Source organism: Streptomyces sp. NPDC001822 (assembly GCF_042892135.1).
In the GTDB taxonomy this organism is placed as follows: domain Bacteria; phylum Actinomycetota; class Actinomycetes; order Streptomycetales; family Streptomycetaceae; genus Streptomyces.
The window spans coordinates 92,619-116,199 of the sequence record NZ_JBIATW010000016.1; the positions used below are offsets into that span (position 1 = coordinate 92,619).

18 protein-coding genes are annotated in these 23,581 nt (G+C 70.8%); 14 read left to right on the forward strand and 4 right to left on the reverse strand.

Features of this window, described 5'->3' with window-relative positions; genetic code table 11:
• Positions 1-93: 93 nt before the first annotated feature.
• Positions 94-537 (reverse strand): subtilase-type protease inhibitor, encoded by a 444-nt coding sequence (locus ACFYY2_RS29350; protein ID WP_388748531.1) that lies wholly within the window; start codon positions 535-537, stop codon positions 94-96.
• 505 nt (positions 538-1,042) lie between these two features.
• Between ACFYY2_RS29350 and ACFYY2_RS29355 the strand changes: the two genes are divergently transcribed.
• Genes ACFYY2_RS29355 through ACFYY2_RS29365 form a run of 3 tightly spaced genes read left to right on the forward strand, consistent with a single transcriptional unit; the run spans position 1,043 to position 5,713 of the window.
• Positions 1,043-2,512, forward strand: a complete 1,470-nt coding sequence (locus ACFYY2_RS29355; RefSeq protein WP_388748533.1) for an aldehyde dehydrogenase family protein — start codon at positions 1,043-1,045, stop codon at positions 2,510-2,512.
• On the forward strand, positions 2,509-4,104 hold the full coding sequence (locus ACFYY2_RS29360; protein ID WP_388748535.1) for an APC family permease: 1,596 nt from the start codon (positions 2,509-2,511) through the stop codon (positions 4,102-4,104). The genes ACFYY2_RS29355 and ACFYY2_RS29360 overlap by 4 nt, the downstream gene beginning before the upstream one ends.
• Positions 4,105-4,141: 37 nt before the next feature.
• Entirely contained in the window at positions 4,142-5,713 is a 1,572-nt protein-coding gene (locus ACFYY2_RS29365; RefSeq protein WP_388748537.1) for a GMC family oxidoreductase, read from the forward strand.
• A 72-nt stretch (positions 5,714-5,785) separates the two neighbouring features.
• On the opposite strand, the gene ACFYY2_RS29370 is transcribed toward ACFYY2_RS29365, so the two are convergent.
• Positions 5,786-6,841, reverse strand: coding sequence for a LacI family DNA-binding transcriptional regulator (locus tag ACFYY2_RS29370; RefSeq protein WP_388748539.1), 1,056 nt, complete (start codon positions 6,839-6,841; stop codon positions 5,786-5,788).
• A gap of 266 nt (positions 6,842-7,107) precedes the next feature.
• Between ACFYY2_RS29370 and ACFYY2_RS29375 the strand changes: the two genes are divergently transcribed.
• From ACFYY2_RS29375 to ACFYY2_RS29390, 4 genes are all read left to right on the forward strand, one after another.
• Entirely contained in the window at positions 7,108-8,478 is a 1,371-nt protein-coding gene (locus ACFYY2_RS29375; protein ID WP_388748541.1) for an extracellular solute-binding protein, read from the forward strand.
• Between the two features lie 23 nt (positions 8,479-8,501).
• The gene (locus ACFYY2_RS29380) at positions 8,502-9,440 is read left to right on the forward strand and encodes a carbohydrate ABC transporter permease (RefSeq protein ID WP_388748543.1); all 939 of its coding nucleotides are present in this window, start codon (positions 8,502-8,504) and stop codon (positions 9,438-9,440) included.
• A 2-nt stretch (positions 9,441-9,442) separates the two neighbouring features.
• On the forward strand, positions 9,443-10,342 hold the full coding sequence (locus ACFYY2_RS29385; RefSeq protein WP_388748545.1) for a carbohydrate ABC transporter permease: 900 nt from the start codon (positions 9,443-9,445) through the stop codon (positions 10,340-10,342).
• Between the two features lie 76 nt (positions 10,343-10,418).
• Entirely contained in the window at positions 10,419-12,257 is a 1,839-nt protein-coding gene (locus tag ACFYY2_RS29390) for a glycoside hydrolase family 2 protein (RefSeq protein ID WP_388748547.1), read from the forward strand.
• An 85-nt stretch (positions 12,258-12,342) separates the two neighbouring features.
• Here the strand turns inward: ACFYY2_RS29390 and ACFYY2_RS29395 are convergent, their stop codons facing one another.
• Entirely contained in the window at positions 12,343-13,383 is a 1,041-nt protein-coding gene (locus ACFYY2_RS29395) for an NAD(P)-dependent alcohol dehydrogenase (RefSeq protein ID WP_388748549.1), read from the reverse strand.
• Between the two features lie 172 nt (positions 13,384-13,555).
• On the opposite strand from ACFYY2_RS29395, the gene ACFYY2_RS29400 reads away from it, so the two are divergent.
• From ACFYY2_RS29400 to ACFYY2_RS29410, 3 genes are all read left to right on the forward strand, one after another.
• Entirely contained in the window at positions 13,556-14,500 is a 945-nt protein-coding gene (locus tag ACFYY2_RS29400; RefSeq protein WP_388748551.1) for a helix-turn-helix domain-containing protein, read from the forward strand.
• A gap of 385 nt (positions 14,501-14,885) precedes the next feature.
• Positions 14,886-16,172, forward strand: a complete 1,287-nt coding sequence (locus ACFYY2_RS29405; protein ID WP_388748553.1) for a lectin — start codon at positions 14,886-14,888, stop codon at positions 16,170-16,172.
• Positions 16,169-17,560 (forward strand): lectin, encoded by a 1,392-nt coding sequence (locus tag ACFYY2_RS29410; RefSeq protein WP_388748555.1) that lies wholly within the window; start codon positions 16,169-16,171, stop codon positions 17,558-17,560. Before ACFYY2_RS29405 ends, ACFYY2_RS29410 begins: the two co-directional genes overlap by 4 nt.
• Before the next feature lie 274 nt (positions 17,561-17,834).
• On the opposite strand, the gene ACFYY2_RS29415 is transcribed toward ACFYY2_RS29410, so the two are convergent.
• A complete protein-coding gene (locus ACFYY2_RS29415; protein WP_388748557.1) occupies positions 17,835-18,782 on the reverse strand; it encodes a methionyl-tRNA formyltransferase in 948 nt (315 codons plus the stop codon).
• Between the two features lie 239 nt (positions 18,783-19,021).
• Between ACFYY2_RS29415 and ACFYY2_RS29420 the strand changes: the two genes are divergently transcribed.
• The 4 genes from ACFYY2_RS29420 (at position 19,022) to ACFYY2_RS29435 (ending at position 23,481) form a co-directional block, all read left to right on the forward strand.
• On the forward strand, positions 19,022-20,368 hold the full coding sequence (locus tag ACFYY2_RS29420) for a lysine N(6)-hydroxylase/L-ornithine N(5)-oxygenase family protein (RefSeq protein WP_388748559.1): 1,347 nt from the start codon (positions 19,022-19,024) through the stop codon (positions 20,366-20,368).
• A gap of 111 nt (positions 20,369-20,479) precedes the next feature.
• Positions 20,480-21,538, forward strand: a complete 1,059-nt coding sequence (locus tag ACFYY2_RS29425) for a FecCD family ABC transporter permease (RefSeq protein WP_388748561.1) — start codon at positions 20,480-20,482, stop codon at positions 21,536-21,538.
• Complete coding sequence (locus ACFYY2_RS29430) at positions 21,535-22,596, forward strand: FecCD family ABC transporter permease (protein ID WP_388748563.1); 1,062 nt, start codon at positions 21,535-21,537, stop codon at positions 22,594-22,596. The genes ACFYY2_RS29425 and ACFYY2_RS29430 overlap by 4 nt, the downstream gene beginning before the upstream one ends.
• Before the next feature lie 39 nt (positions 22,597-22,635).
• Complete coding sequence (locus ACFYY2_RS29435) at positions 22,636-23,481, forward strand: ABC transporter ATP-binding protein (protein ID WP_388748565.1); 846 nt, start codon at positions 22,636-22,638, stop codon at positions 23,479-23,481.
• The last annotated feature ends 100 nt before the right edge of the window (positions 23,482-23,581 follow it).

Below are 23,581 nucleotides of genomic sequence, written 5' to 3' on the forward strand. Positions count from 1 at the left end.
CGGGTCACCGGCTCGTGAGCGGAACGCCCCCGGTACGACGGCCGTCCGTCGTACCGGGGGCGTTCACGCCGTGCTGCGGCAGCCGTGCGCCGGTCAGAACGAGAAGACCGCGCCCTCGGCCAGGCTCGCCCGCATCTCGCACTCGTTGGCGAAGGTGGCGGACCAGGAGACGTTGCGGCCCTGCCACACTCCGGTCGCGCCGAGCACGAGGGGGTCCCACTGGCGCGTGCAGTTGCCCTGCGACTGCGGCCCGGCCAGCTGCGCGAACTCGCCCTCGACGGCGCGCAGCTCCGAACAGGCGGCCGCCGGAGCGGGGTGCGTGCCGCCGGGGCGCGGTGCGCAGCTCAGCGTGACCGCCCGCTGGACGGTGACCGAGGGGGCGTCTCCCTTGCCGACCGAGAGGACGAGGGCCGACGGGGCGTAGAGGCCGGCGGACCGGACGGGCCCGGCCTCCGCCACGCTCATGGCCGCGGAGCCGCCCACGGCGAGTGCGGAAGCCGTGATGATGACGCCGATCCTGCCGAGGTTGTGACGCATTGGTGAAACTCCTTCACTTGGGGGCGTGATTGCGGTCGGGAGTCTTGCGCCTGCGGGCAGTGAGCGCACATCGATCAGTGTTTTCCGGCCCAGCCCCCGTGTGACGGGCCGACCGAATGGCCGTTCGGCCAGCTCGGACGCGGTGCGCCGACCGGGTGACACCTGTCCGGCATGTGGACGAATTGCAATAGTACAACCCAGAACTACCGTCTGACCTGCCGGGATGTCGAATTGGTTCCCGCAAGAGAATCATGTCTTCGGCCGGAAACCGGCGCCTCCGACCTCTCCGTCACCCGACCTCTCCACCGCCCGGCCTCTCCGCCACCGGGGCTCGCCGTCCCTGCCCGGAGGGAGCGGGTGATTCCGGAACGGCGGGTGCGTCGGGCGGACCTGTCGCTCGGCGCGCGGGGCCACCGCCGGGCGCTTACTTTGGGTGGCGGGCTCGGCACGTTCGGCTTCGGCCTCCACCCATCCGTGCGAGCCCGGACCGAGCCCGGAGGAATCCATGCCTGAGCTGTTCATCGGTGGCCGATGGAGCGCCGCCGTCGCGGGCGGGACGCGGGAGATCCGCTGCCCGGCCGACGGCGAACTGGTCGGCGCCGTCGACGAGGCGGGACCGCGGGACGCCGCCGCCGCGGTGGCCGCGGCGCGCGAGGCGTTCGACGGAGGGGACTGGCCGCGCACACCGGTCGCGGAGCGCGGCCGGCTGCTGCTGCGCGTCGCCGATCTGCTGGAACGGGACAAGGACGCGTTCGCCAGAGCCGAGACCCTGGACACGGGGAAGCGGCTCGTGGAGAGCGAGTACGACATGGACGACATCGCCAACTGCTTCCGGTACTTCGGGAATCTCGCCGCGGCCGGGGGCACCGACCGGGTCGTGGACACGGGTGACCCCGCCATCGACAGCCGGGTGGTGCACGAACCGGTGGGCGTGTGCTCACTGATCACACCGTGGAACTACCCGCTGCTGCAGACCGCCTGGAAGGTCGCCCCCGCGCTCGCAGCGGGCAACACCTTCGTCCTCAAGCCGAGCGAGCTGACCCCGCACACCGCCATCCTCCTGATGAAGACGCTCACCGAGGCCGGACTGCCGCCCGGGGCCGCGAATCTGGTGCTCGGGTCCGGAGCGGCCGTGGGGGAGCCCCTGACCTCGGACCCGCGGGTGGACATGGTCTCCTTCACCGGCGGCCTGGCCACCGGACGGCTCATCATGGCGGCCGCCGCACCCACCGTGAAGAAGATCGCACTGGAGCTGGGCGGCAAGAACCCCAACATCGTCTTCGCCGACGCCGAGTTCGACACCGCGGTCGACTACGCGCTGATGGCCGTCTTCCTGCACGCGGGACAGGTCTGCTCGGCCGGTGCCCGGCTCCTCGTCCAGGACGGGTTGCACGACGACTTCGTCGACGAGCTCGTACGCCGCGCCCGCGACATCCGGCTCGGCGGGCCCTTCGACGAGCAGTCGCGCAGCGGGCCGCTGATCTCGGCCGCCCACCGCGACAAGGTGGAGACCTACGTGGCCGCCGGCCTCGCGGAGGGCGCGGTGCTGCGCTGCGGCGGCGCCCGTCCGGACGATCCGGCGCTGCAGCGGGGCTTCTACTACCTGCCGACCGTCCTGGACGAGTGCACCCCGGACATGTCCGTCGTGAGGGACGAGTCCTTCGGGCCCGTCCTCACCGTCGAGCGGTTCAGGGAGGAGGCCGAGGCCGTCGCCCTGGCCAACGACACCGTCTACGGGCTGGCAGGGGCCGTCTGGACGCAGGACGGCGAGCGCGCCCACCGCGTGGCCTCGGGGCTGCGCGCGGGCACGGTGTGGATCAACGACTTCCACCCCTACGTGCCGCAGGCCGAATGGGGCGGCATGAAGCAGTCGGGCGTGGGACGTGAGCTGGGACCGGCCGGGCTCGCCGAGTACCAGGAGGCCAAGCACATCTGGCGCAACACCGCGGCCCGTCCCCAGAGGTGGTTCGAATGAGCGCGTCCGGCCCCACGAGCCCCGAACCGGCGGGCGCGCCTCCCCCCGGCACCCGGGCCGACGGCACGCACGACGACGACTCGCTCGCCGAACTCGGGTACAAGCCCGAACTCAAGCGGACCCTGGGAAACTTCCACACGTTCGCCGCGGGCATCAGCTACATCTCGATCCTGACGGGCACCTTCCAGCTGTTCTACTTCGGCGTGAGCTTCGGAGGACCGGCCTACTGGTGGTCCTGGCCCATGGTGTTCGTCGGCCAGCTGATGGTCGCCCTCTGCTTCTGCGAACTCGCGGCCCGCTACCCCGTGGCCGGCTCGGTCTACAACTGGGCCAAGACCATGGGCGGTCCGCACGTAGGCTGGCTCGGCGGCTGGATGATGATGACCGCCACCATGGTGTCGCTGTCCGCGGTGGCCCTCGCCTACCAGATCACGCTTCCGCAGATCGACGACTGGTTCCAGTTCGTCGGTGACGGCAGCGGCAAGAACGACGCGGCGAAGAACGCGGTGCTCCTGGGCACGGTACTGATCCTGTTCTCCACGCTCATCAACGCGTTCGGCGTCAAGCTGATGGCGCGGATCAACTCCGCGGGCGTGTTCATCGAGCTGATCGCCGCCGTCGCGCTGATCATCTTCCTGGCCGCGCACATCACCCGTGGCCCCAGCAGCGTCCTGACGGACACGTACGGACTCGGTGAGGGGCGCACCCTCGGCTACTTCGGCGCATTCCTCACCGCGTCACTCGCGTCCGCGTACGTGATGTACGGCTTCGACACGGCGTCGTCGCTCGGTGAGGAGTCGCACCACCCGAGCCGGAACGCACCGCGCGCGATCCTGCGGGCACTCATCGCCTCGTTCCTCATCGGCGGTCTGATCCTGCTCTTCGCGCTGCTGGCGGTCCCCGACCTGGCCGCGAAGGAACTGTCCACGGGCGGTCTGCAGTACGTCGTGCTGCAGACGCTCGGCTCGACCATCGGCGAGATCTTCCTGTGGTGCGTCGTCGTCGCGATCACGGTGTGCGTGCTCGCCGTGCAGGCCGCCGGGATCCGGCTGATGTTCGCCATGGCGCGGGACAACAACCTGCCCGCCGGCTCCGTCCTGGCCCGGGTCAGCCCCCGCTTCAAGACGCCCGTCGTCCCCGCCGTCCTGATCGGTGTGGTGGGCGTCGTCATCCTGGTGATCAACATCAACCAGCCGCAGATCTTCTCGGTGATCACCAGCATCGCCGTCATCATGATCTACGTGGCCTACCTGCTGGTCACGACACCCATGCTGGTCCGCCGGCTGAAGGGCGACTGGCGGTGCGCCGAGGGCAACTTCACCCTGGGGCGCTTCGGGCTGCCGGTCAACATCCTCGCCGTGCTGTGGGGCGCGGGGATGGCACTCAACCTCGCGTGGCCACGCGCCGAGGTCTACAACGCGACGGGGCCGCAGCACTGGTACCTGCGCTGGGGTGCCTTCGTCTTCGTCGGCATCGTCGGTCTCGGCGGGTTCACCTACTACTGGTTCGTCCAGCGGCACAGGACCGGGGTGCTGGAGAGCCACCGCTCCGAGGTGAAGGACCCGGCGGAGCCCGCACCGCCGTCCGCCTGACCCTGCCCGTACCCCCCTGATCCCTGGAGAGACACCGATGTCCGCTGAGAGCCCGCAGAGGGACGAATTCGACTACGTGGTGGTGGGCGGGGGCACGGCCGGCGCGGTCGTCGCCGCCCGGCTGTCCGAGGACCCCTCCGTCACCGTGTGCGTGCTGGAGGCCGGTCCCTCCGACGTCGGTGACGAGAACGTCCTGAGGCTCGACCGGTGGATGGGGCTCCTGGAGTCCGGCTACGACTGGGACTATCCGGTCGAGCCTCAGGACAACGGCAACAGCTTCATGCGGCACGCCCGGGCGAAGGTCCTCGGCGGCTGCTCGTCCCACAACTCCTGCATCGCCTTCTGGGCGCCCGCCGAGGACCTCGACGAATGGGGCGCCCTGGGGTGCGAGGGCTGGAGCGCCGCGGACTGCTTCCCCCTCTACAAGCGGCTGGAGACCAACGACGCGCCCGGCGACCACCACGGCCGCGGCGGTCCGGTGACGATCCGCACGATCCCGCCGAACGACCCGTGCGGCGCGGCCCTGCTGGAGGCCTGTGCGGACGCCGGAATCCCCACCACCCCCTTCAACACCGGCACGACGGTGACCCGCGGTGCGCACTGGTTCCAGATCAACGCCCGTGCCGACGGCACCCGTTCGTCCGCGTCCGTGTCGTACCTCCATCCGGTCATCGGGAAGCGGCCCAACCTGGAGGTGCGCACGGGGCTGCAGGCCAAACGCCTCGTCCTCGACGGCGGGCGGCGCTGCACCGGGGTCGAGTACCTGACGCCCGACCTCATCCACTCGCGCACCGTCGGTGCGCGCCGCGAGGTCGTGGTGGCCTGCGGTGCGATCGACGGGCCGAAGCTGCTCATGCTCTCGGGGATCGGCCCCGCGGAACACCTGCGCGAGACGGGGATCGAGGTCGAGGTCGACTCGCCGGCCGTCGGAGCCCATCTCCAGGACCACCCCGAGGGGGTGATCATGTGGGAGGCGCGGCAGCCCATGGTGACCACCTCCACCCAGTGGTGGGAGATCGGCATCTTCGCCGACACCGAAGGCGGCCTCGACCGCCCGGACCTCATGTTCCACTACGGGTCCGTGCCGTTCGACATGAACACCTACCGGCGTGGATACCCCACCTCCGAGAACGCCTTCTGCCTCACGCCCAACGTCACCCGCGCGCGTTCGACGGGCACCGTGCGGCTGCGTACCCGCGACTTCCGGGACAAGCCCCGGGTCGACCCGCGCTATTTCACCGACGAGCACGACGTACGGGTGATGACCTACGGCCTGCGGCTCGCCCGCGACATCGTCTCGCGGGCGCCGATGGCGTCCTGGGCGGGCCGTGAGCTGGCACCCGGGACCGGAGCGACCACCGACGAGGAGCTGCTCGACTACATCCGGAAGACCCACAACACGGTCTACCACCCCGCAGGCACCGTGCGGATGGGCGCCGTCGACGACCCCGAGGCCGTCCTCGATCCCCGGCTGCGGGTGAAAGGGGTGCGGGGTCTGCGGGTGGCCGACGCGTCCGTGATGCCCTTCCTCCCCGCCGTCAACCCCTGCATCACCACGATGATGATCGGCGAGAAGTGTGCCGACATGATCCGGGAGGACCGGGACTGACGGTACGGCGACGGGCCCCCGATCGGGGGAGACTCCGCATGGAGGCCGCGTCCCTGCCCGCGGTCCCGCCCGTCACGCCGTGGCCGCGCGGCCCTCGGTGCTCTCGCGCAGGACCAGGCGGTGCGCCACCACCCGGTCCTGCGGGGACAGGACGCCCGGGACCGCCGCACCGTCCGACGGTGAGCCCGACGCCTCGTCGATGCGGCGCTGGAGGAGCTGGACCGCCGTCCTGGCCACCGCCGCCTTGTCGGGCGCCACCGTGCTGAGGGTCGGCACGCTGAACCGTCCGCCCTCCACGTCGTCGAAGCCGATCACGGCGACCTCCTCGGGCACGCGCACGCCGTGTTCGTGCAGTGCGCGCAGAGCGCCCAGGGCCAGCTGGTCGTTGAAGCAGAGCAGCGCGTCGGGTCGCGCACCCCGCTCCAGCGCGTCGGTCACCGCCGCGGCGCCGTCGGACATGCGGAAGGACCCCACGGGCAGCAGCGCGGACGGGTCGTAGGCGATGCCCGCCTCGTCCAGGGCCGCCCGGTAGCCACGGGTGCGTGCCTCGGCGGTGCCGAGGCCGACGTCGTCCCGCCCGCCGACGGCCAGCACGGAACGCCGGCCCATGGCTATCAGATGGGCGGTGGCCTCGCGCGCCGCCAGTTCGTTGTCGATGGCGACGTGGTCCGCTCCCTCCTCCAGCAGTTCCCCGAGCAGGACGGTGGGCGGCGCGCCCGCACGCTCGCGAAGGTCGTCGGCGGTGAGGGCGAGGGGGCTGAGGATGATGCCGTCGACGAAGTCGGACCCGAACCCGGCGAGCGCGGCCAGCTCGTGCTCGCGGTCCGCGCCCGACTGGTGGATGAGCACGGTGAGGGAGCGCTGCCCGGCCTCGCGCACGACGTGGCGGGCGAGCTCCGCGAAGTACGGGACGTCCAACTCCGGTACGACCAGGGCGATGATGCCCGTACTGCCCTTGCGCAGGTGGCGGCCCGCCAGGTTCACCCGGTACCCGAGATGCGCGATGGACTCCTGGACCAGCCGCCGGGTGCGGTCGGAGACATGGGTGTAGTCGTTGATCACGTTGGACACCGTCTTCTCCGACACGCCTGCGTGCCGGGCGACGTCCTTGATCCTGGGCCGTGCCATCGCCATCTCCCCTGCTCCCGCGCGCCGCCGAGTCTATGCCCGGCCTTTCTGCCGTGCTCCTGAGGGTGCCGGGGGACCGGTGCGGCGGAGATCCGCGGAGCAGAGGTCTGCACCGAACCCTTTACAGCGAATGTACATCGATGTAAAAACATGCCACCGCATTGTTTCAGCCAGGTGCGGCAACCATCTGCCGTCTGCGGTGGGCCCCTTGAGCCGGGGGTCCACCGCCGGTCCGGCATGGACGTCCGGCCGTCGAAAGGTCCGCGATGAGTTCTTCGTTCCCCGCCCGCCCGGTGCGCCACGCGACCGCACCGGGCCCGGCGCACGGTGTCACCCGACGCGGGATCCTGCGTTCCGGACTCGCGGGCGCCGGCGCGTTGCTGGCGACGGGCCCGCTCGCGGGCTGCGCCTCGCCCGCCTCCGCGTCCGGTGCCTCCGACCTGAGCGTCTGGGACCTCTTCCAGGGCGGTGACGGCATGCTGATGGACGAGATGATCGAAGCCGTGTCCGCCGGTCCCGACGGCTTCTCGGTCGACCGGACCATCCTCGACTGGGGCCCGTCCTACTACACGAAGCTCGCCATGTCGGCGGCCGGAGGCAGGGCCTCGGACGTCGCCGTCCTGCACCTCTCCCGGCTGGCCGGCTACGCCCCCGGAGGACTGCTCGACCCCTTCGACCTCGACCAGCTCGCCGAGTTCGGCGTGGCGGAGAAGGACTTCACGCCCGCCGTGTGGTCCAGGACCCAGCACGCGGGGACGGTGTACGCGATACCGCTGGACGTGCACCCCTTCATCGTCTTCTACGACAGCGAGGCGGCGGACAAGGCCGGACTCCTCGACTCGGACGGTGCCCTCGCGCCCATGGGTTCGCCGCAGGCACTGCTGGACGCCGGCAAGGCGCTCGCCGAAGCCACGGGCGAAGCGGGCATCCTCTTCGGCCACGTCACCGACACGGCGCAGAACTGGCGGCAGTTCGCCGCTCTCTACGCGCAGACCGGGGCCGCCTTCACCCTGCCGGACGGCGGCCCGCCCCAGATCGACGTCGACGCGGCCGTGCGGGTCGTGGACTTCATGCAGCAGCTCTTCGACGGCAGGACGAATCCCAACAACCTCGACTACAACGGCGCGATCGCCAACTTCGCGGCCGGCCGCGGCGGCATGGTCATGCTCGGGGAATGGGAGCTGCCGACCCTGAAGAAGTCCGGTGTCCCGCTGGGCGCCGCGCCCTTCCCCCAGGTCTTCGAGCGTCCGGCCGTCTACACGGACTCGCACAGCTTCGTCCTCCCGCACCAGAAGGATCCCGATCCGGACCGGCGACGCGAAGCACACCGCTACATCGCGCAGATCGTCAAGCAGAGCCTGACCTGGGCGAGCGCCGGCCACATCCCCGCGTACCAGCCGGTGCTCGCCGAGCCGGAGTACGCCGCCCTGAAACCGCAGTCGTCGTACGCCGACGCCGGCGAGGTCGCCGTGCTCGACCCGCCGAACTGGTTCGTCGGCGCGGGATCGAACTTCCAGAACCGGATGTGCCAGCCGCTCCAGGCGGCCCTGCTGGGCAACACCACCGCCGAGAAGGCGGTGCGCCAGATGGTCCGTGAAGCGGACTCGCTGCTGCGGCAGCCCAACCCGGTGGCCTGACCGAGAGCCGAAGGAGTCATCCCGTGACCACCACCGCACCCATAGGTGCCGGCGTGCCCGCCGGCACGTCCTCCCCCGGGCCCGACGGCCCCGGGGCTCCGGGCGGCAGCCGGCCGGGCAACGGACTGCTCTTCGTCCTGCCCTTCCTGACCGTCTTCGCGCTCTTCCTCGTGTGGCCGGTCGTGCACGGCCTCTGGATGAGCTTCACCGACACCTCGCTCGCACTCCGTGACACGAGCTTCGTCGGGTTCGACAACTACACCGAGGCGTTCGGCGACCCCGACGTCTGGAGCAGTCTCGGCAACACGGCCCTCTTCACCGCCCTCTCGTCCGTGCCGCTCGTCCTGGTGGCCCTGGCCATGGCGCTCCTGGTGCACAGCGGCCTGGCGGGGCAGTGGGTCTGGCGGCTGGCCTTCTTCGCGCCGTACCTGCTTCCCGTCACCGTGGTGACCCTGATCTGGACCTGGCTCTACCAGCCGGACCTGGGGCTGGGGAACCAGCTGCTCGGCAGGCTCGGGATGGAGCCGGTCGGCTGGCTGTCCGACGAAGCCGTCGCCATGTGGTCCGTCGCCGCCGTCACCGTCTGGTGGACGGTGGGCTTCAACTTCCTGCTCTACCTCGCCGCACTGCAGTCCCTGCCGGAGACCTACGACGAGGCCGCGGCGCTCGACGGCGCCGGCGCCTGGCGCCGCCTGTGGTCGATCACCCTGCCCCAGCTGCGCCGGACCACCGTGCTGGTCGGCATGCTCCAGGTCCTCGCCTCGCTCAAGGTGTTCGACCAGATCTACATCCTCACCAAGGGCGGCCCCAACGGATCCACCAGGCCGGTCCTCGAATACGTCTACGACATCGGGTTCACGGGCTACCGGCTGGGCTACGCCTCGGCGGTCTCCTACCTCTTCTTCGCGCTCGTGATCATCGTCTCCATCGCGCAGCTCCGCTTCTTCCGCAAGGAGGGCTGACCATGTCCGTCGCCGCCACCGCACCCCGCCGGCGCCGTCGTCCACCGCGCGGAGCGACGGGTTCACCGCTGCTCCTGGGGCACGGACGCACCCCGCGCGTGCTGGCCGGGGCCGCGCTCGCCGTCCTCGCCGCCGTCTGGCTCGTGCCGTTCGTCTGGGCGGTCGCCACCTCGCTGCAGAGCGAACAGGACGTCTCCACCCCCGGCCTGTCACCGTTCAAGGGCGCACTCACCCTCGGGTCGTACGAACAGATCCTGGAGCGTGGCAACGTCGTGCTCTGGGCGTTCAACAGCTTCCTGATCGCGGGGCTCGTCACGCTCCTCACCGTGGGCGTTTCCACCCTGGCCGCCTACGGGCTGGCCCGTGGGACCTTCCGCGGCAGGAAGGTCCTCCTCGCGGTCACCGTCGCCGCGATCATGGTTCCGCCCCAGCTGCTCGTGGTGCCGCTCTTCAAGCAGATGCTCCTCTTCGACCTCGTGGACACCTACGCGGCCGTGATCCTGCCCCAGGTCGTCGCGCCGATGATGGTGTTCATCCTCAAGCGGTTCTTCGACGCCATCCCGCGCGAGCTGGAGGACGCGGCCCGCATCGACGGCGCGTCCGAACTCCGGGTCTTCACGTCGATCGTGCTGCCCCTGTCCCGGCCGATCGTGGCCGCCGTGGCGATCTTCGTCTTCATCGGGGCCTGGAACAACTTCATGTGGCCCTTCATCGTCACCAACGACCCCGACCTGATGACGCTGCCGGTCGGCCTGGCCACCGTCAAGGACGCCTTCGGCATCCAGTACGCGCAGGGCATGGCCTCCGCCCTGCTGGCCGCTCTGCCGCTGATCGCGGTCTTCCTCCTCTTCCAGCGGCGCATCGTCGACTCGGTCGCCACCACGGGTCTCGGCGGTTCCTGACCGCGCGACCCCGCCCCACCCCCTCCGTACCACCGGGAGCGGCTCCCCGCCGCCCCGCCGAACGACTGGAGCACGTGTGTCCACTCACCCCGCACCCCGCCCGGAGTACCCCCGTCCGCAGTTCGTCCGCAGCGACTGGCTGAACCTGAACGGTGTCTGGCAGTTCGAGACGGACCAGGGGGACAGCGGGCTGGAACGCGGCCTGCTGACGCGTGAGCTGGAGCGGGAGATCCTCGTCCCGTTCCCGCCGGAGTCCGAACTCTCCGGCATCGGGGAGACGGACTTCCTGGAGGCCGTGTGGTACCGGCGGACTCTCTCCCTGCCCCCGTCCTGGGCGGGCCGGCGCGTGCTCCTGCACTTCGGCGCCGTCGACTACGACACGACCGTGTGGGCCGACGGCACCGAGGTCGCGCGGCACCGGGGCGGCTTCACGCCGTTCACCGCGGACCTCGGGGACATCGCGGGCAGCGGCGAGGACGTGGTCGTCACCGTCAGGGCCCGAGACCCCCGCTCCGGCCCGCAGGCGCGCGGCAAGCAGGCCGTCCAGTACGCCAACCACGACTGCAACTACACGCGTGTGACCGGTATCTGGCAGACCGTCTGGGCCGAGCCGGTGTCCGAGACGCACCTCCGGCGCCCGCGGATCACCCCCGACCTCGCCGGCTCCGCGTTCCACGTCGAGCTGCCCCTCTCCGGCAACCGGCCGGGCCACCTCGTCCGTGCCGTCCTCACCGACGCCGACGGGGAGGTGGGACGCGCCGAGGTGCGGGCCGACCTCGATCTCGCCCCCCGCCTGCACCTCCCCGTGCCGGCCGCCCGGCGCCGCGAGTGGGGCCCGGAGGACCCCCACCTCTACGGACTGGTCCTCGAACTCGTCGACGCATCGGGCGAGGTGCTCGACCGGGTGGAGAGCTACGCGGGCCTGCGCGCGGTCGGCATGCGCGGCAAGGCCGTCACCCTCAACGGACGCCCGCTCTTCCAGCGGCTCGTGCTCGACCAGGGGTGGTACCCCGACGGGCTGATGACGGCCCCGACCGACGAGGCGCTGGTGCGTGACATCGAGCTGTCCATGGAGGCCGGCTTCAACGGGGCCCGGCTGCACCAGAAGGTCTTCGAGGAGCGCTTCCTCTACCACGCGGACCGGCTCGGCTACCTCGTGTGGGGCGAGTTCGGGGACTGGGGCTGCGAGACGGGGGGCTCGTCGGGCGACAACCAGCAGCCGGACGCCTCGTACGTCGGGCAGTGGCTCGAAGCCGTGGAGCGCGACTACTCGCACCCCTCGATCGTCGGCTGGTGCCCCCTCAACGAGACGTACCAGAAGCTGCACGACCGCATCACCCAGCTCGACGCCGTCACCCGGGCGATGTTCCTCGCCACCAAGGCGATGGACACCACCCGTCCGGTGATCGACGCGTCCGGCTACGCCCACCGGGTCGCCGAGACCGACGTCTACGACTCCCACAGCTACGAGCAGGACCCCGCCGCCTTCGGGAAGCTCATGGCGGGGCTGGCCGAGGACCGGCCCTTCGTCAACGCCTACGAGAACGGCAACGCCTACTCGCAGCCGTACCGCGGACAGCCCTACTTCGTCAGCGAGTTCGGCGGGATCTGGTGGGACCCCGAGGCGGCCGCGGCCCAGTCCGGCGAGGACCGCACCGCCTCCTGGGGCTACGGGGAACGCGTCCGCGACGAGGATGAGTTCCACGCCCGCTTCAGCGGGCTCACCGGTGTGCTGCTCGGCGATCCCGCGATGTTCGGCTACTGCTACACCCAGCTGACGGACGTCTTCCAGGAGCAGAACGGCATCTACCGCTTCGACCGCGGCACCAAGCTGGACGTCGGCCGCGTCCGCGCGGCCCAGCTGCGCCCGGCGGCCATCGAGGAGGCGGACGGCGCCCGCACGGACGCGGGGTGAGTGCCGGACGCCTCCCCGGCGGGACTCCGCCGGGGAGGCGTCCGCGCTTCGCGGTGCGGGCCGTGCGTGCTCGCCCGCCCGTCCGTCAGATCGTGGCGGTGTCGATCACGAACCGGTACCGCACATCACTGTTCAGCACACGCTCGTACGCCTCGTTGATCTCCGAGGCGGCGATCAGCTCGATCTCCGCGCCGAATCCGTGCTCGGCGCAGAAGTCCAGCATCTCCTGCGTCTCCCGGATGCCGCCGATGCCCGAGCCCGAGAAGGACTTGCGGCCCCCGAGCAGCGAGAACACGTTGAGGGAGACCGGCTCCTCCGGAGCGCCGACGTTCACCAGCGCGCCGTCCGTCCGCAGGAGGGAGAGGTAGGCGTCGATGTTCAGCGGCGCCGACACCGTGTTCAGGATGACGTCGAACGTGCCGGCCAGGTCCTCGAAGGTCTTCGGGTCGCCGGTCGCGTAGTAGTGGTCCGCGCCCAGCTTCAGACCGTCGTCCCGCTTCTTCAGGGTCTGTGAGAGCACGGTGACCTCGGCGCCGAGCGCGTGCGCGATCTTGACACCCACGTGCCCGAGGCCGCCCATGCCCACGACGGCGACCTTCTTGCCCGGGCCCGCCTTCCAGTGCTTCAGCGGGGAGTAGGTGGTGATGCCCGCGCACAGCAGCGGCGCGGCCTCGTCCAGGGCCAGGCCCTCGGGGATGCGGACGGTGTAGTTCTCGTCGACGACGATGTGGGTGGAGTAGCCCCCGTAGGTGGGGTCACCGTTCTTGTCCAGGGCGTTGTAGGTGCCCGTGTTGCCTTCGAGGCAGTACTGCTCCAGGCCGGCCTTGCAGTTGTCGCATTCGCGGCAGGAGTCGACCATGCAGCCGACGCCGACGCGGTCGCCCACGGCGAACTTCGTGACGCCGGGTCCGGTCTCGGTGACGATGCCGGCGATCTCGTGGCCCGGCACCATCGGGAAGATGCCCTCGTGCCAGCCGTCGCGGGCCTGGTGGATGTCCGAGTGGCAGATGCCGGCGAACTTGATGTCGATCAGGACGTCGAACTCGCCGACCGCGCGACGCTCGATGGTGGTGCGCTCCAGCGGAGCCTTCGCGGAGGGGGCGGCGTACGCAGGGACAGTGGTCATGCCGGAGTTCTCCTAGGGAGTGGTCCTGTGCCCGGCGGCCTTCGGGTCCGGGCACGGGTCAAGCCTGCCCCGGCTCGCGCACTTCACCCAGCCCACGGTTCTGCGTACGACCAGTGGTCCTACTACTGGCGGGGTCAGGATGACGGTCGTACGTCCGTGGATACTGGGACGCATGGACGACCAGCCCGAATCCGACCTGCGGCCCCAGGGCGGCGCTCCCGGTGAAGGGGCGGGGCCCGCCCTCGACCGGCGCGCCGAGCTCAGCGAATTCCTCCGCAGCCGCCGCGCCCGGCTGAAGCCGGACGACGTGGGGCTCCCCGACTTCGGGCGGCACCGCAGGGTTCCCGGGCTGCGCCGAGAGGAACTGGCCCAGCTGGCCGGTGTCTCCGTGGCGTACTACACGCGGCTCGAACAGGGCAACGGACAGAACGTCTCCGCGGAGATCCTGGACGCGATCGCGTCCGCCCTGAGGCTGACGGACGCCGAGAGCGCGCACCTGTCGCACCTCGCGGAGCCGAGGAGGCACAGGAAGAAGCCCTCGGCGCGGCAGCAGCAGCGTGCGCGCGGCGCCCTGTGCCGGCTGCTCGACAGCATGGAGGGTGTGCCGGCGTACGTCGTCGGGCGCCGTGCGGAGATCCTCGCCTGGAACCGGATGGCCGCCGCCGTCTTCGGCGACTGGTCGGAACTGCCCGCGCAGGAGCGCAACTGGGCGCGTCTGGTGTTCCTGAAGCCCGACTACCGCGACCTCTTCGTGGAATGGGACCAGAAGGCGTCGGACATCGTCGCCTATCTGCGCATGGACGCGGGCTGCCGGCCCGACGACGCCCGGCTCTCCGCCCTGGTCGGTGAACTGTCCGTGAAGAGCCAGGACTTCCGGCGGCTGTGGGCCCGGCACGACGTCAAGGAGAAGAGCCACGGCGTGAAGCGGCTGTGCCATCCGCTGGTGGGCGACCTGTCACTCTCGTTCGAGACGTTCATGCTGCCCGACGACGCCGAACAGTCGATGGTCACCTATCACGCCGAGCCGGAGTCGGACTCGGCGGAGGCCTTGCGCCTGCTGGCCAGCTGGGGCGCGGACGCGACGCGGGCCGGAACGGCCGTGCCCGGCGGTCAGTAGCGGGAGGCACGGGAGCCCGTGCGAGGGCGGGCGTCCGACGCGGGTCGAGAATGAGCCAACCGTGCGGGGGGCGGTCCGGCGCGGTGCGGGGCCCGTATCCCGCCCCCGAGGGCGAGAGGGCGGTTGCCCCTCCGCCCTCCACGACGGCGAGGCGCGGCCGACCGGTGCCCCGGCCCTTTCAGCCACCGGCCCCGACTCCACGAGGTGCACCCTTCTCCGGTCTATACCAAAGCCTTGACAGGGGCAGCGTTCATTTCTTAAATCACGATGTGAACTAAGTGCTTCCCCGCACCCTCCCCCCGTCCAGGCGGGAGGGCCGCACCCTCCCGCCCGCCCGGAACTGACATGTTCGTGTCAGTACGTCACCTCCCCCGAAGGGAGAGGCATGAGATCCCCACGCTTGCCTCGGCACCTGATCCTGTCCCTCGTCATGACGCTCGGCCTCGCCACCCTGTCCACCGGACTGGCGCAGAGCGCGCCCGCCCCTGCGACCAGCTCCGCCGTGCAGACCGCCGACACCGCCGCCGCCGCCGCGGCCGCCGTCACGTTCTCCGACGACTTCGACGGGCCCGCCGGATCGGCCGTCGACGGCGGCAAGTGGCAGGTCGAGACCGGCGACAACGTCAACAACCACGAGCGGCAGTACTACACCGCCGGGAACCGCAACGCCACGCTCGACGGCCAGGGCAATCTCGTCATCACCGCACGCAAGGAGAACCCCGGCAACTACCAGTGCTGGTACGGGCGGTGCGAGTACACCTCGGCCCGACTGAACACGTCCGGCAAGTTCACCACCACCTACGGCCGCGTCGAGGCCAGGATGAAGATCCCGCGCGGGCAGGGCATCTGGCCCGCCTTCTGGATGCTGGGCAGCGACATCGGCGACGTGGGCTGGCCCAACAGCGGTGAGATCGACATCATGGAGAACGTCGGCTACGAACCCGGCACGGTCCACGGCACCCTGCACGGCCCCGGCTACTCCGGAAGCGCGGGCATCGGCGCCGGGTACTCCCTGCCGGGCGGGCAGGCCTTCGCCGACGCGTTCCACACCTTCGCGGTCGACTGGAGCCCGAACGCGATCACCTGGTCCGTCGACGGCACCGTCTACCAGCGGCGCACCCCCGCCGACCTGGGCGGGAAGCAGTGGGTCTTCAACAAGCCGTTCTTCGTCATCCTGAACCTCGCCGTCGGCGGCTACTGGCCGGGCGACCCCGACGGAAGCACCGTCTTCCCGCAGCAGCTCCTCGTCGACTACGTCCGCGTGACCTCCGACGGCGGACAGCCGGGCGGTGGCGGCCCCATCACCGGTCTGGCGGGCAAGTGTGTGGATGTGGCGGCCGGTTCGGCGGTGAACGGTACCGCGGTGCAGTTGTACGACTGCAACGGTTCGGCGGCGCAGCAGTGGACGGTGGGTGCCGACGGGACGATCCGTGCGCTGGGCAAGTGTCTGGATGTGGCGTCGGCGGGCACCGCGGACGGTACGAAGGTGCAGTTGTGGGACTGCAATGGTTCGGCGGCGCAGCAGTGGGCGACGCCGGCGGCCCGGGACATCGTGAACCCGCAGGCGAACAAGTGTCTGGACGTGACGGGCGGAAGCAGCGCCAACGGCACGCGGCTGCAGATCTGGACCTGCACCGGCTCCGCCAACCAGAAGTGGACGGTGACCCGATGACCACGACACCCTTCGCGAGACCGCTGGTGCGGGGCCTGCTGAGCACGGTGGCCGCGACTGCGGCGATCCTGACCGGTCTGACCGCCACACCCGCGAGCGGGGCCGCCGCGGCCACCGGACAGATCACCGGTCTGGCGGGCAAGTGTGTGGATGTGGCGGCCGGTTCGGCGGTGAACGGTACCGCGGTGCAGTTGTACGACTGCAACGGTTCGGCGGCGCAGCAGTGGACGGTGGGTGCCGACGGGACGATCCGTGCGCTGGGCAAGTGTCTGGATGTGGCGTCGGCGGGCACCGCGGACGGTACGAAGGTGCAGTTGTGGGACTGCAATGGTTCGGCGGCGCAGCAGTGGGCGACGCCGGCGGCCCGGGACATCGTGAACCCGCAGGCGAACAAGTGTCTGGACGTGACGGGCGGAAGCAGCGCCAACGGCACGCGGCTGCAGATCTGGACCTGCACCGGCTCCGCCAACCAGAAGTGGACGGCGCCCGCCGCCGGCGGCGGCGAGACCCCGGGGCCCGGAGCCATGGCGGTGGCACCGTACCTCTACAACGGCTGGGGCAGCCCGCCCAGCCCCACCACCGTCATGAACGCGACCGGCGTCAAGTGGTTCACCCTCGCCTTCGTCCTCAGCAACGGCTACTGCAACCCCCAGTGGGACGGGGGACGGCCGCTGACCGGCGGCGTCGACCAGCAGACGGTGAACACCGTGCGCGCCGCGGGCGGTGACGTCATCCCGTCCTTCGGGGGCTGGAGCGGCAACAAGCTGGAGAGCTCGTGCTCCAGCGCCGGTGAACTGGCCTCGGCGTACCAGAAGGTCATCAACGCCTACGGTCTCAAGGCGATCGACATCGACATCGAGGCGGCGGCGTACGACAGTCCGGTCGTCCAGCAGCGCACGGTGGACGCGCTGAAGACCGTCCGGGCCAACAACCCCGGAATCAAGCTGTACGTGACCTTCGGCACGGGCCAGAACGGCCCGGACAACAGTCTCATCAGCAAGGCCGCGGCCTCCGGGCTCACCGTGGACAGCTGGACCATCATGCCGTTCAACTTCGGCGGCGCCGGCCAGAACATGGGCACCCTCACCGTCCGTGCCGCCGAAGGCCTGAAGACCGCGGTCAAGAACGCCTACGGGTACTCGGACGACCAGGCCTACCGGCACACCGGGATCTCCTCGATGAACGGCATCACGGACAACGGGGAGACGGTCACCGTGGCCGACTTCCGCACCATCCTCGCCTACGCCCAGCAGCGCCACATCGCTCGGCTGACGTTCTGGTCCGTCAACCGGGACCGGCCCTGCACCGGCGGCGGGGCCGACACCTGCTCGGGTGTCTCCCAGCAGCCGTGGGACTTCACCCGGGTTCTCGCCGCGTACGCGGGCTGAGAACCGCCGCGGGCCCCGGGGGGGGGGGGGGGGCCGGCGGCGGGGGGGGCGGGGGGGGGGGGGGGCGGCGGGGGGGGGGGGGGGCGCGGGGCGGCGGGGGGGGCGGCGCCCCCCGCCGGGGCGCTCGACCCCCGGTGGCCCCGGCCCCCCGCGGCGCGGGCCCCCCCCCCCCCCGGGGGCCCCCCCCCCCCCGGGCCCCCCCCCCCCCCGGGGCCGTCTCCGCGCGCCGGTCCGGGGCGTGACACGCTCCGGACGGTGGACCGCGGCCGTTCGTTCAGGGGCGGCCGGTCAGGTAGCCGCCCATGGAGGTGAAGTACTCCGTGGCGCCCAGTTCCCGGCCGTCCTCGGTGCGCACCCGCGTGATGGCCAGGCCGTGGTTGCGTCCGGTGCGGGCGTCCGCTCCCGCGACGATCGCCACACCCTCACCCTCGCGGTAGAAGATGCGCCCGGGCGTGCCGCCGTAGCGCCCCTCGGACACCACGGCGGCGAGCACCTCGAGCCGCTTGCCGCGGTGGAAGGTGAAAGCGCTCGGGTACGGCTCGGACTGCGCGCGGATCAGGCGTTCGAGGTCCTCGGCCGGCCAGTTCCAGTCGATGCGGATGTCCTCGTCGGACCGCTTGTGGAAGAAGCTCGCCCGGGAGCGGTCCTGCTTGGTGAAGTCGGTCCGTCCCGAGGCGATCAGGTCGAGTGCGCCGGTGGTGACGGGACCGATCAGGTCGACCGTCTTGTGGAACAGGTCGGTGGTCGTGTCCTTCGGACCGACCCGCACCGCCTCCTGCCGGACGATGTCGCCGGCGTCGAGCTCGTCGTTCATCATGTGCGCGGTCACGCCCACCTCGGGCTCGCCGTTGATCAGGGCCCAGATCAGCGGCGAGAAACCGGCGTACTTCGGGAGCAGCGAGTCGTGGATGTTCAGCGTGCCGTGGCGCGGGAGGGCGAAGATGCGCGGCGGGATCCAGGTGCGCCAGTTGTTGGCCACGATGATGTCCGGGTCCGCCTCCTGGAGGCGCTCGAACAACTCCTCGTCGTCGGGGCGGTTGCGGATCAGTACCGGGACGCCGTGCTCCTCGGCGAGGTCGGCGACGGAGTCGCTCCAGATCTTCTCGTACGCGTGCTCGCTCTTGGGATGCGTCACGACCATCACCACGTCGTGCTCGGAGTCCAGGAGGGCTTGCAGGGTGCGGTGGCCCCAGGTCTGGTATCCGAACATGACGACCCGCATGGGGTTCCTCCTCAGAGCAGGGGCTGATCAGTGCCCAGTAAAGCGAGCCTTGCCTAACTTTGCAACGGGGTCGCGATGTCGCCCAGTTGAGCGGCGCCCGCTTTCGGCCGCCCTATCGACAGCTCCGCAAGATTAGCTTAGGCTCACCTAAGTTTCAGCGGGCCGCTCCATCGGCGCGCCCAGGTCTTGCTCGATCCCCCACGCCTGACAGGCGCCTGCCCCGCACGAATGGGAGTGACATGTCACAGGTTCAGCCCGGCGACATCCGACCGGTCCACGACCTCATCGGCATCGGTTTCGGGCCGTCCAATGTGGCCATGGCCATCGCGCTCAACGAGCACAACGCGCGCACCGGCCCGCACGAGACGGTCACCGCCCACTTCTTCGAACAGCAGCCCCGCTTCGGCTGGCACCGCGGCATGCTGATCGACGACGCGACGATGCAGGTGTCCTTCCTCAAGGACCTGGTCACACTCAGGAACCCGACCAGCGAGTTCAGCTTCCTCTCGTACCTGAAGAGCAAGGACCGGCTGGTCGACTTCATCAACCACAAGAACCTCTTCCCCCTGCGGGTGGAGTTCCACGACTACCTCGAATGGGCCGCGGCCAAGGTCGACGACATGGTCTCCTACGGCCACGAGGTCGTCGGCGTCACGCCGTTCGTCCGGGACGGGGCCGTGGAGTACCTGGACGTGACCGTCCGCTCGGCGGAGGGGCTCGCCGTCCACCGGGCCCGCAACCTCGTCATCGGCACCGGACTGCGCCCGCTCGTGCCCGGGGGCATCGAGCGCGGCGACCGGGTGTGGCACAACTCCGAGCTCCTGACGCGGGTCGGCGAGCTGGAGGGGGCCTCACCGTCCCGGTTCGTCGTCGTGGGCGCGGGGCAGAGCGCCGCCGAGAACGTCGCGTACCTGCACCGCCGCTTCCCCGACGCCGAGGTCTGCGCGGTCTTCAGCCGGTACGGCTACAGCCCCGCCGACGACAGCAGCTTCGCCAACCGGATCTTCGACCCGGGGGCCGTCGACGAGTTCTACGAGGCCCCCCAGGACGTCAAGCGCAGACTGATGGACTACCACGGCAACACCAACTACTCCGTGGTCGACATCGATCTCATCGATGACCTCTACCGGCAGATGTACCAGGAGAAGGTCCTCGGCACCGAGCGGCTGCGCTTCCTCAACGTGTCCCGGCTCGTCGCCGTCGAGGAGACGCCGGAGAAGGCCCGGGCCACCGTGAAGTCCCTCGTCACGGGCGAGGAGACCGTCCTGGACGCCGACGTGGTGGTGTTCGCCACCGGCTACAGCCCCGTCGACCCGGTCGCCCTCCTCGGCGACGTGGCGGACCGCTGCCTCCGCGACGACGAGGGCCGGGTCCGTGTCGAGCGCGACTACCGCATCGCGACGGACCCCGAACTGCGCTGCGGCATATACCTCCAGGGCGGCACGGAGCACACGCACGGCATCACCTCCGCCCTGCTGTCCAACATCGCGATCCGGGTCGGGGAGATCCTGGACTCGCTGCTCGACCGGGGCGTCAAGGCGGCCTCCGACGAGGCGCGTCCGGTCCCCGGTACGAGCGCCCGCTAGCGGGCACGGGTCCGCCACCGGCCGCCCCGCCGGCGGCGGACCTCCGCCCGGACCGCGTGGGCGCCGGGCGCGTGCGTCCACCGATGGATCAAAGGGATAACGTACGTCGACATGAGCACGACTGCAGTGGAGCGAGCCGCGCCGAAGGGTGCAACAGGGGCCCAGCGGCGCCGGGTTGGGGGCGCCGTCGTCCTGGCGGCGGTTCTCGTCGCCACCTGCGCGGTGTCGCTGGCCGTCGGGGCGCGGGCGCTCAGCCCCGCCGAGGTCTGGCACGGCCTGTTCGCGGCACCGGACCCCGACCGCGGACTCACCGAGATCCGGCTCATCGTGCAGACCGTGCGGGTGCCGCGGACGGTCCTCGCGATCGTCGCGGGCATCGCGCTGGGGGTCTCGGGGGCCCTGATCCAGGGGTACACACGCAATCCGATCGCCGACACCGGGCTGCTCGGGGTGAACACCGGGGCGTCCTTCGCCGTGGTGTCGGTGATCGCGCTCTTCGGCTTCTCCGACCCCTTCCAGTACGTCTGGTTCGCCTTCCTGGGAGCCGGCGCCGCGGGCGTCGTCGTGTTCGGCCTGGCGAGCATCGGCAGAGGCGCCGGCAACCCCCTGACGCTCGCGCTCGCCGGGCAGGGCGTCACGGTGTTCCTCGCGGCCATGACCATGGCGGTCGCACTCTCCGACCTGAAGTCCCTGAACGTCCTGAGGTTCTGGAACTCGGGCTCGGTGGCCGGAGTCGGATTCGACGTCATCTGGCCGGTCACGGGGTTCGTCGCGGCGGGCCTCGTGACGGCTCTCGCCACCCTCCCCTCGCTCAACCTGCTGAACCTCGGCGCCGACGTGGCACGCGGACTCGGCGTGAACATCGCACTGAGCAGGACCGCCGGCATCGTCGCCGTCACGCTGCTGGCGGGCGCGGCGACGGCGGCCTGCGGCCCCATCGCGTTCCTCGGGCTCATGGTGGCCCACGTGGCCCGGTACCTGACGGGTCCGGACTACCGGTGGCTGGTGCCGTACGCCGGTCTGCTCGGCGCGGTGATCCTGCTCGTCTGTGACATCGTGGGCCGACTGGTCGTGCGCCCCGGCGAGTTGGACGCGGGTGTCGTCGTGTCCCTCCTCGGAGCCCCCTTCTTCGCCGTCCTGGTGTGGCGGGGAAAGTTCAGGAACGCGTGAACGGGACAGCGGTGAAGCCGGCGGTGACGCCGGGCGTGCGGCTCGGCGGCCTGTCGTTCGTATGGCGCCCCTGGATGGTCGGCGTCACGCTGCTCCTGGCGGTGGCGACCTTCCTGGTGTTCTGCCTGTCCATCAGCGTGGGCGACTTCCCCCTCGGGCTCGACCGGGTGATCGCGACGATCGCCGGCCGGGGCGAGCAGGTCGACGAGTTCGTCATCATGGACCTGCGGATGCCGCGCGCGCTGGCCGGTCTCGTCGTCGGGACCGCGCTCGGGGTGTCCGGGGCCATCACGCAGTCCATCGCCCGCAATCCGCTGGCCAGTCCCGACATCCTGGGCATCACCGGCGGGGCCGGGGCGGTCGCGGTGTTCCTGGTGACGGTGTCGGGCGGTACGGCGGCCGCGGTCGTGGGTTCCGTGGGCGTGTCCGCCGCGGCGCTCGCCGGGGGCCTGGGCGCGGGGCTGCTGGTGTACTTCCTGGCGTGGCGTCGGGGGATCGACGGCTTCCGGCTCGTCCTCATCGGCATCTCGGTGAGCGCGGTGACGGAGGCGGTCACGACCTGGCTGCTGTCCACCGCCGACATCCGGGACGTGGCGCGGGCCCAGGCGTGGCTGGTCGGCTCCCTGGACAACCGGTCGTGGGGCGAGGTCGGGGTGGCGCTCTGGTCGACGCTCGCCCTCATGGCCATCGTGGCGTGCGCCGCCTTCCAGTTCAAGCCCCTGCACCTCGGCGACGACGTGGCCGCGGGCCTCGGCGTCCGGTACTCCCGGGTGCGGGCCGTCCTGCTTCTGTGCGCGGTGCTCCTGGCAGCCGTGGCGGTGAGCGCGGCCGGCCCGGTGCCCTTCGTCGCACTGGTGGCGCCCCAGGTGGCGATGCGCCTGGTGCGGCACCCGACGCCGCCGATGATCGCCTCGGGGCTGGTCGGCGCGCTGCTGCTGACCGGCGCGGACCTGACGGCGCGTACGGCGCTGCCGATGGCCCTCCCCGTGGGCGTGGTCACCGCCGCGATCGGCGGCCCCTTCCTCGTCTTCCTGCTCGTGCGGGCCAACCTCAGATAGCTCACGGAAGGGTCAAGCATGCGAGACGGAGGGACACGGGTGGCCGCTGAGAGGATCACCGGTGAGGGGGCGGGCGCCGACGGCACGGCACGGCTGGCCGCCAGGGGCATCACGGTCGGATACGGCGCGCGGACGGTGATGGACGGGCTGGACGTGGCCATCCCGCCGGGCGTGGTCACCACGATCATCGGACCCAACGGCTGCGGCAAGTCGACCCTGTTGCGCACCCTGACGCGGCTGCTCAAGCCGGCCAGGGGGGCGGTCGTGCTGGACGGCGAGGACATCGCCGGACTGAGGACCAGGGACGTGGCGAAGAAGCTCGGACTGCTTCCACAGGCACCCGTCGCGCCCGAGGGCCTGACGGTCGCCGACCTCGTCGCGCGGGGACGGCATCCGCACCAGAGCTGGTTGCGCCAGTGGTCGTCGGACGACGCCGACGTCGTCGAGCGCGCGCTGGCCATGACGGGCGTGTCCGACCTGGCCGACCGGCCGGTGGACTCGCTGTCCGGAGGCCAGCGCCAGCGGGTGTGGATCTCCATGACGCTCGCCCAGGGGACCGACCTGCTGCTGCTGGACGAGCCGACGACGTATCTGGACCTGGCGCACGCCATGGACGTGCTGGATCTGGTCGACGATCTGCACGAGTCGGGGTGCACCGTGGTCATGGTGCTGCACGACCTCAATCTGGCCACGCGCTACAGCGACAACCTCGTGGTGATGCGGGAGGGCGAGATCCTCGCGCAGGGTCATCCGCGCGACGTGATCACGGCGGAGCTGCTGTACGAGGCGTTCGGGCTGCGGGCCATGGTGATCGACGATCCGGTGGGGGACCGCCCGCTCATCGTGCCGATCGGCCGCGCCCACGTCCACGTGCAGCTCAACTAGGGGGCGCGTGACGGTTCATGGCAAGGTTAGGCTAGGCTTACCTTCCTGCTTCAAGGTAAGGTTTGGCTGCCCTCACACGGGGGGCGGTCGGCGGCGTGAA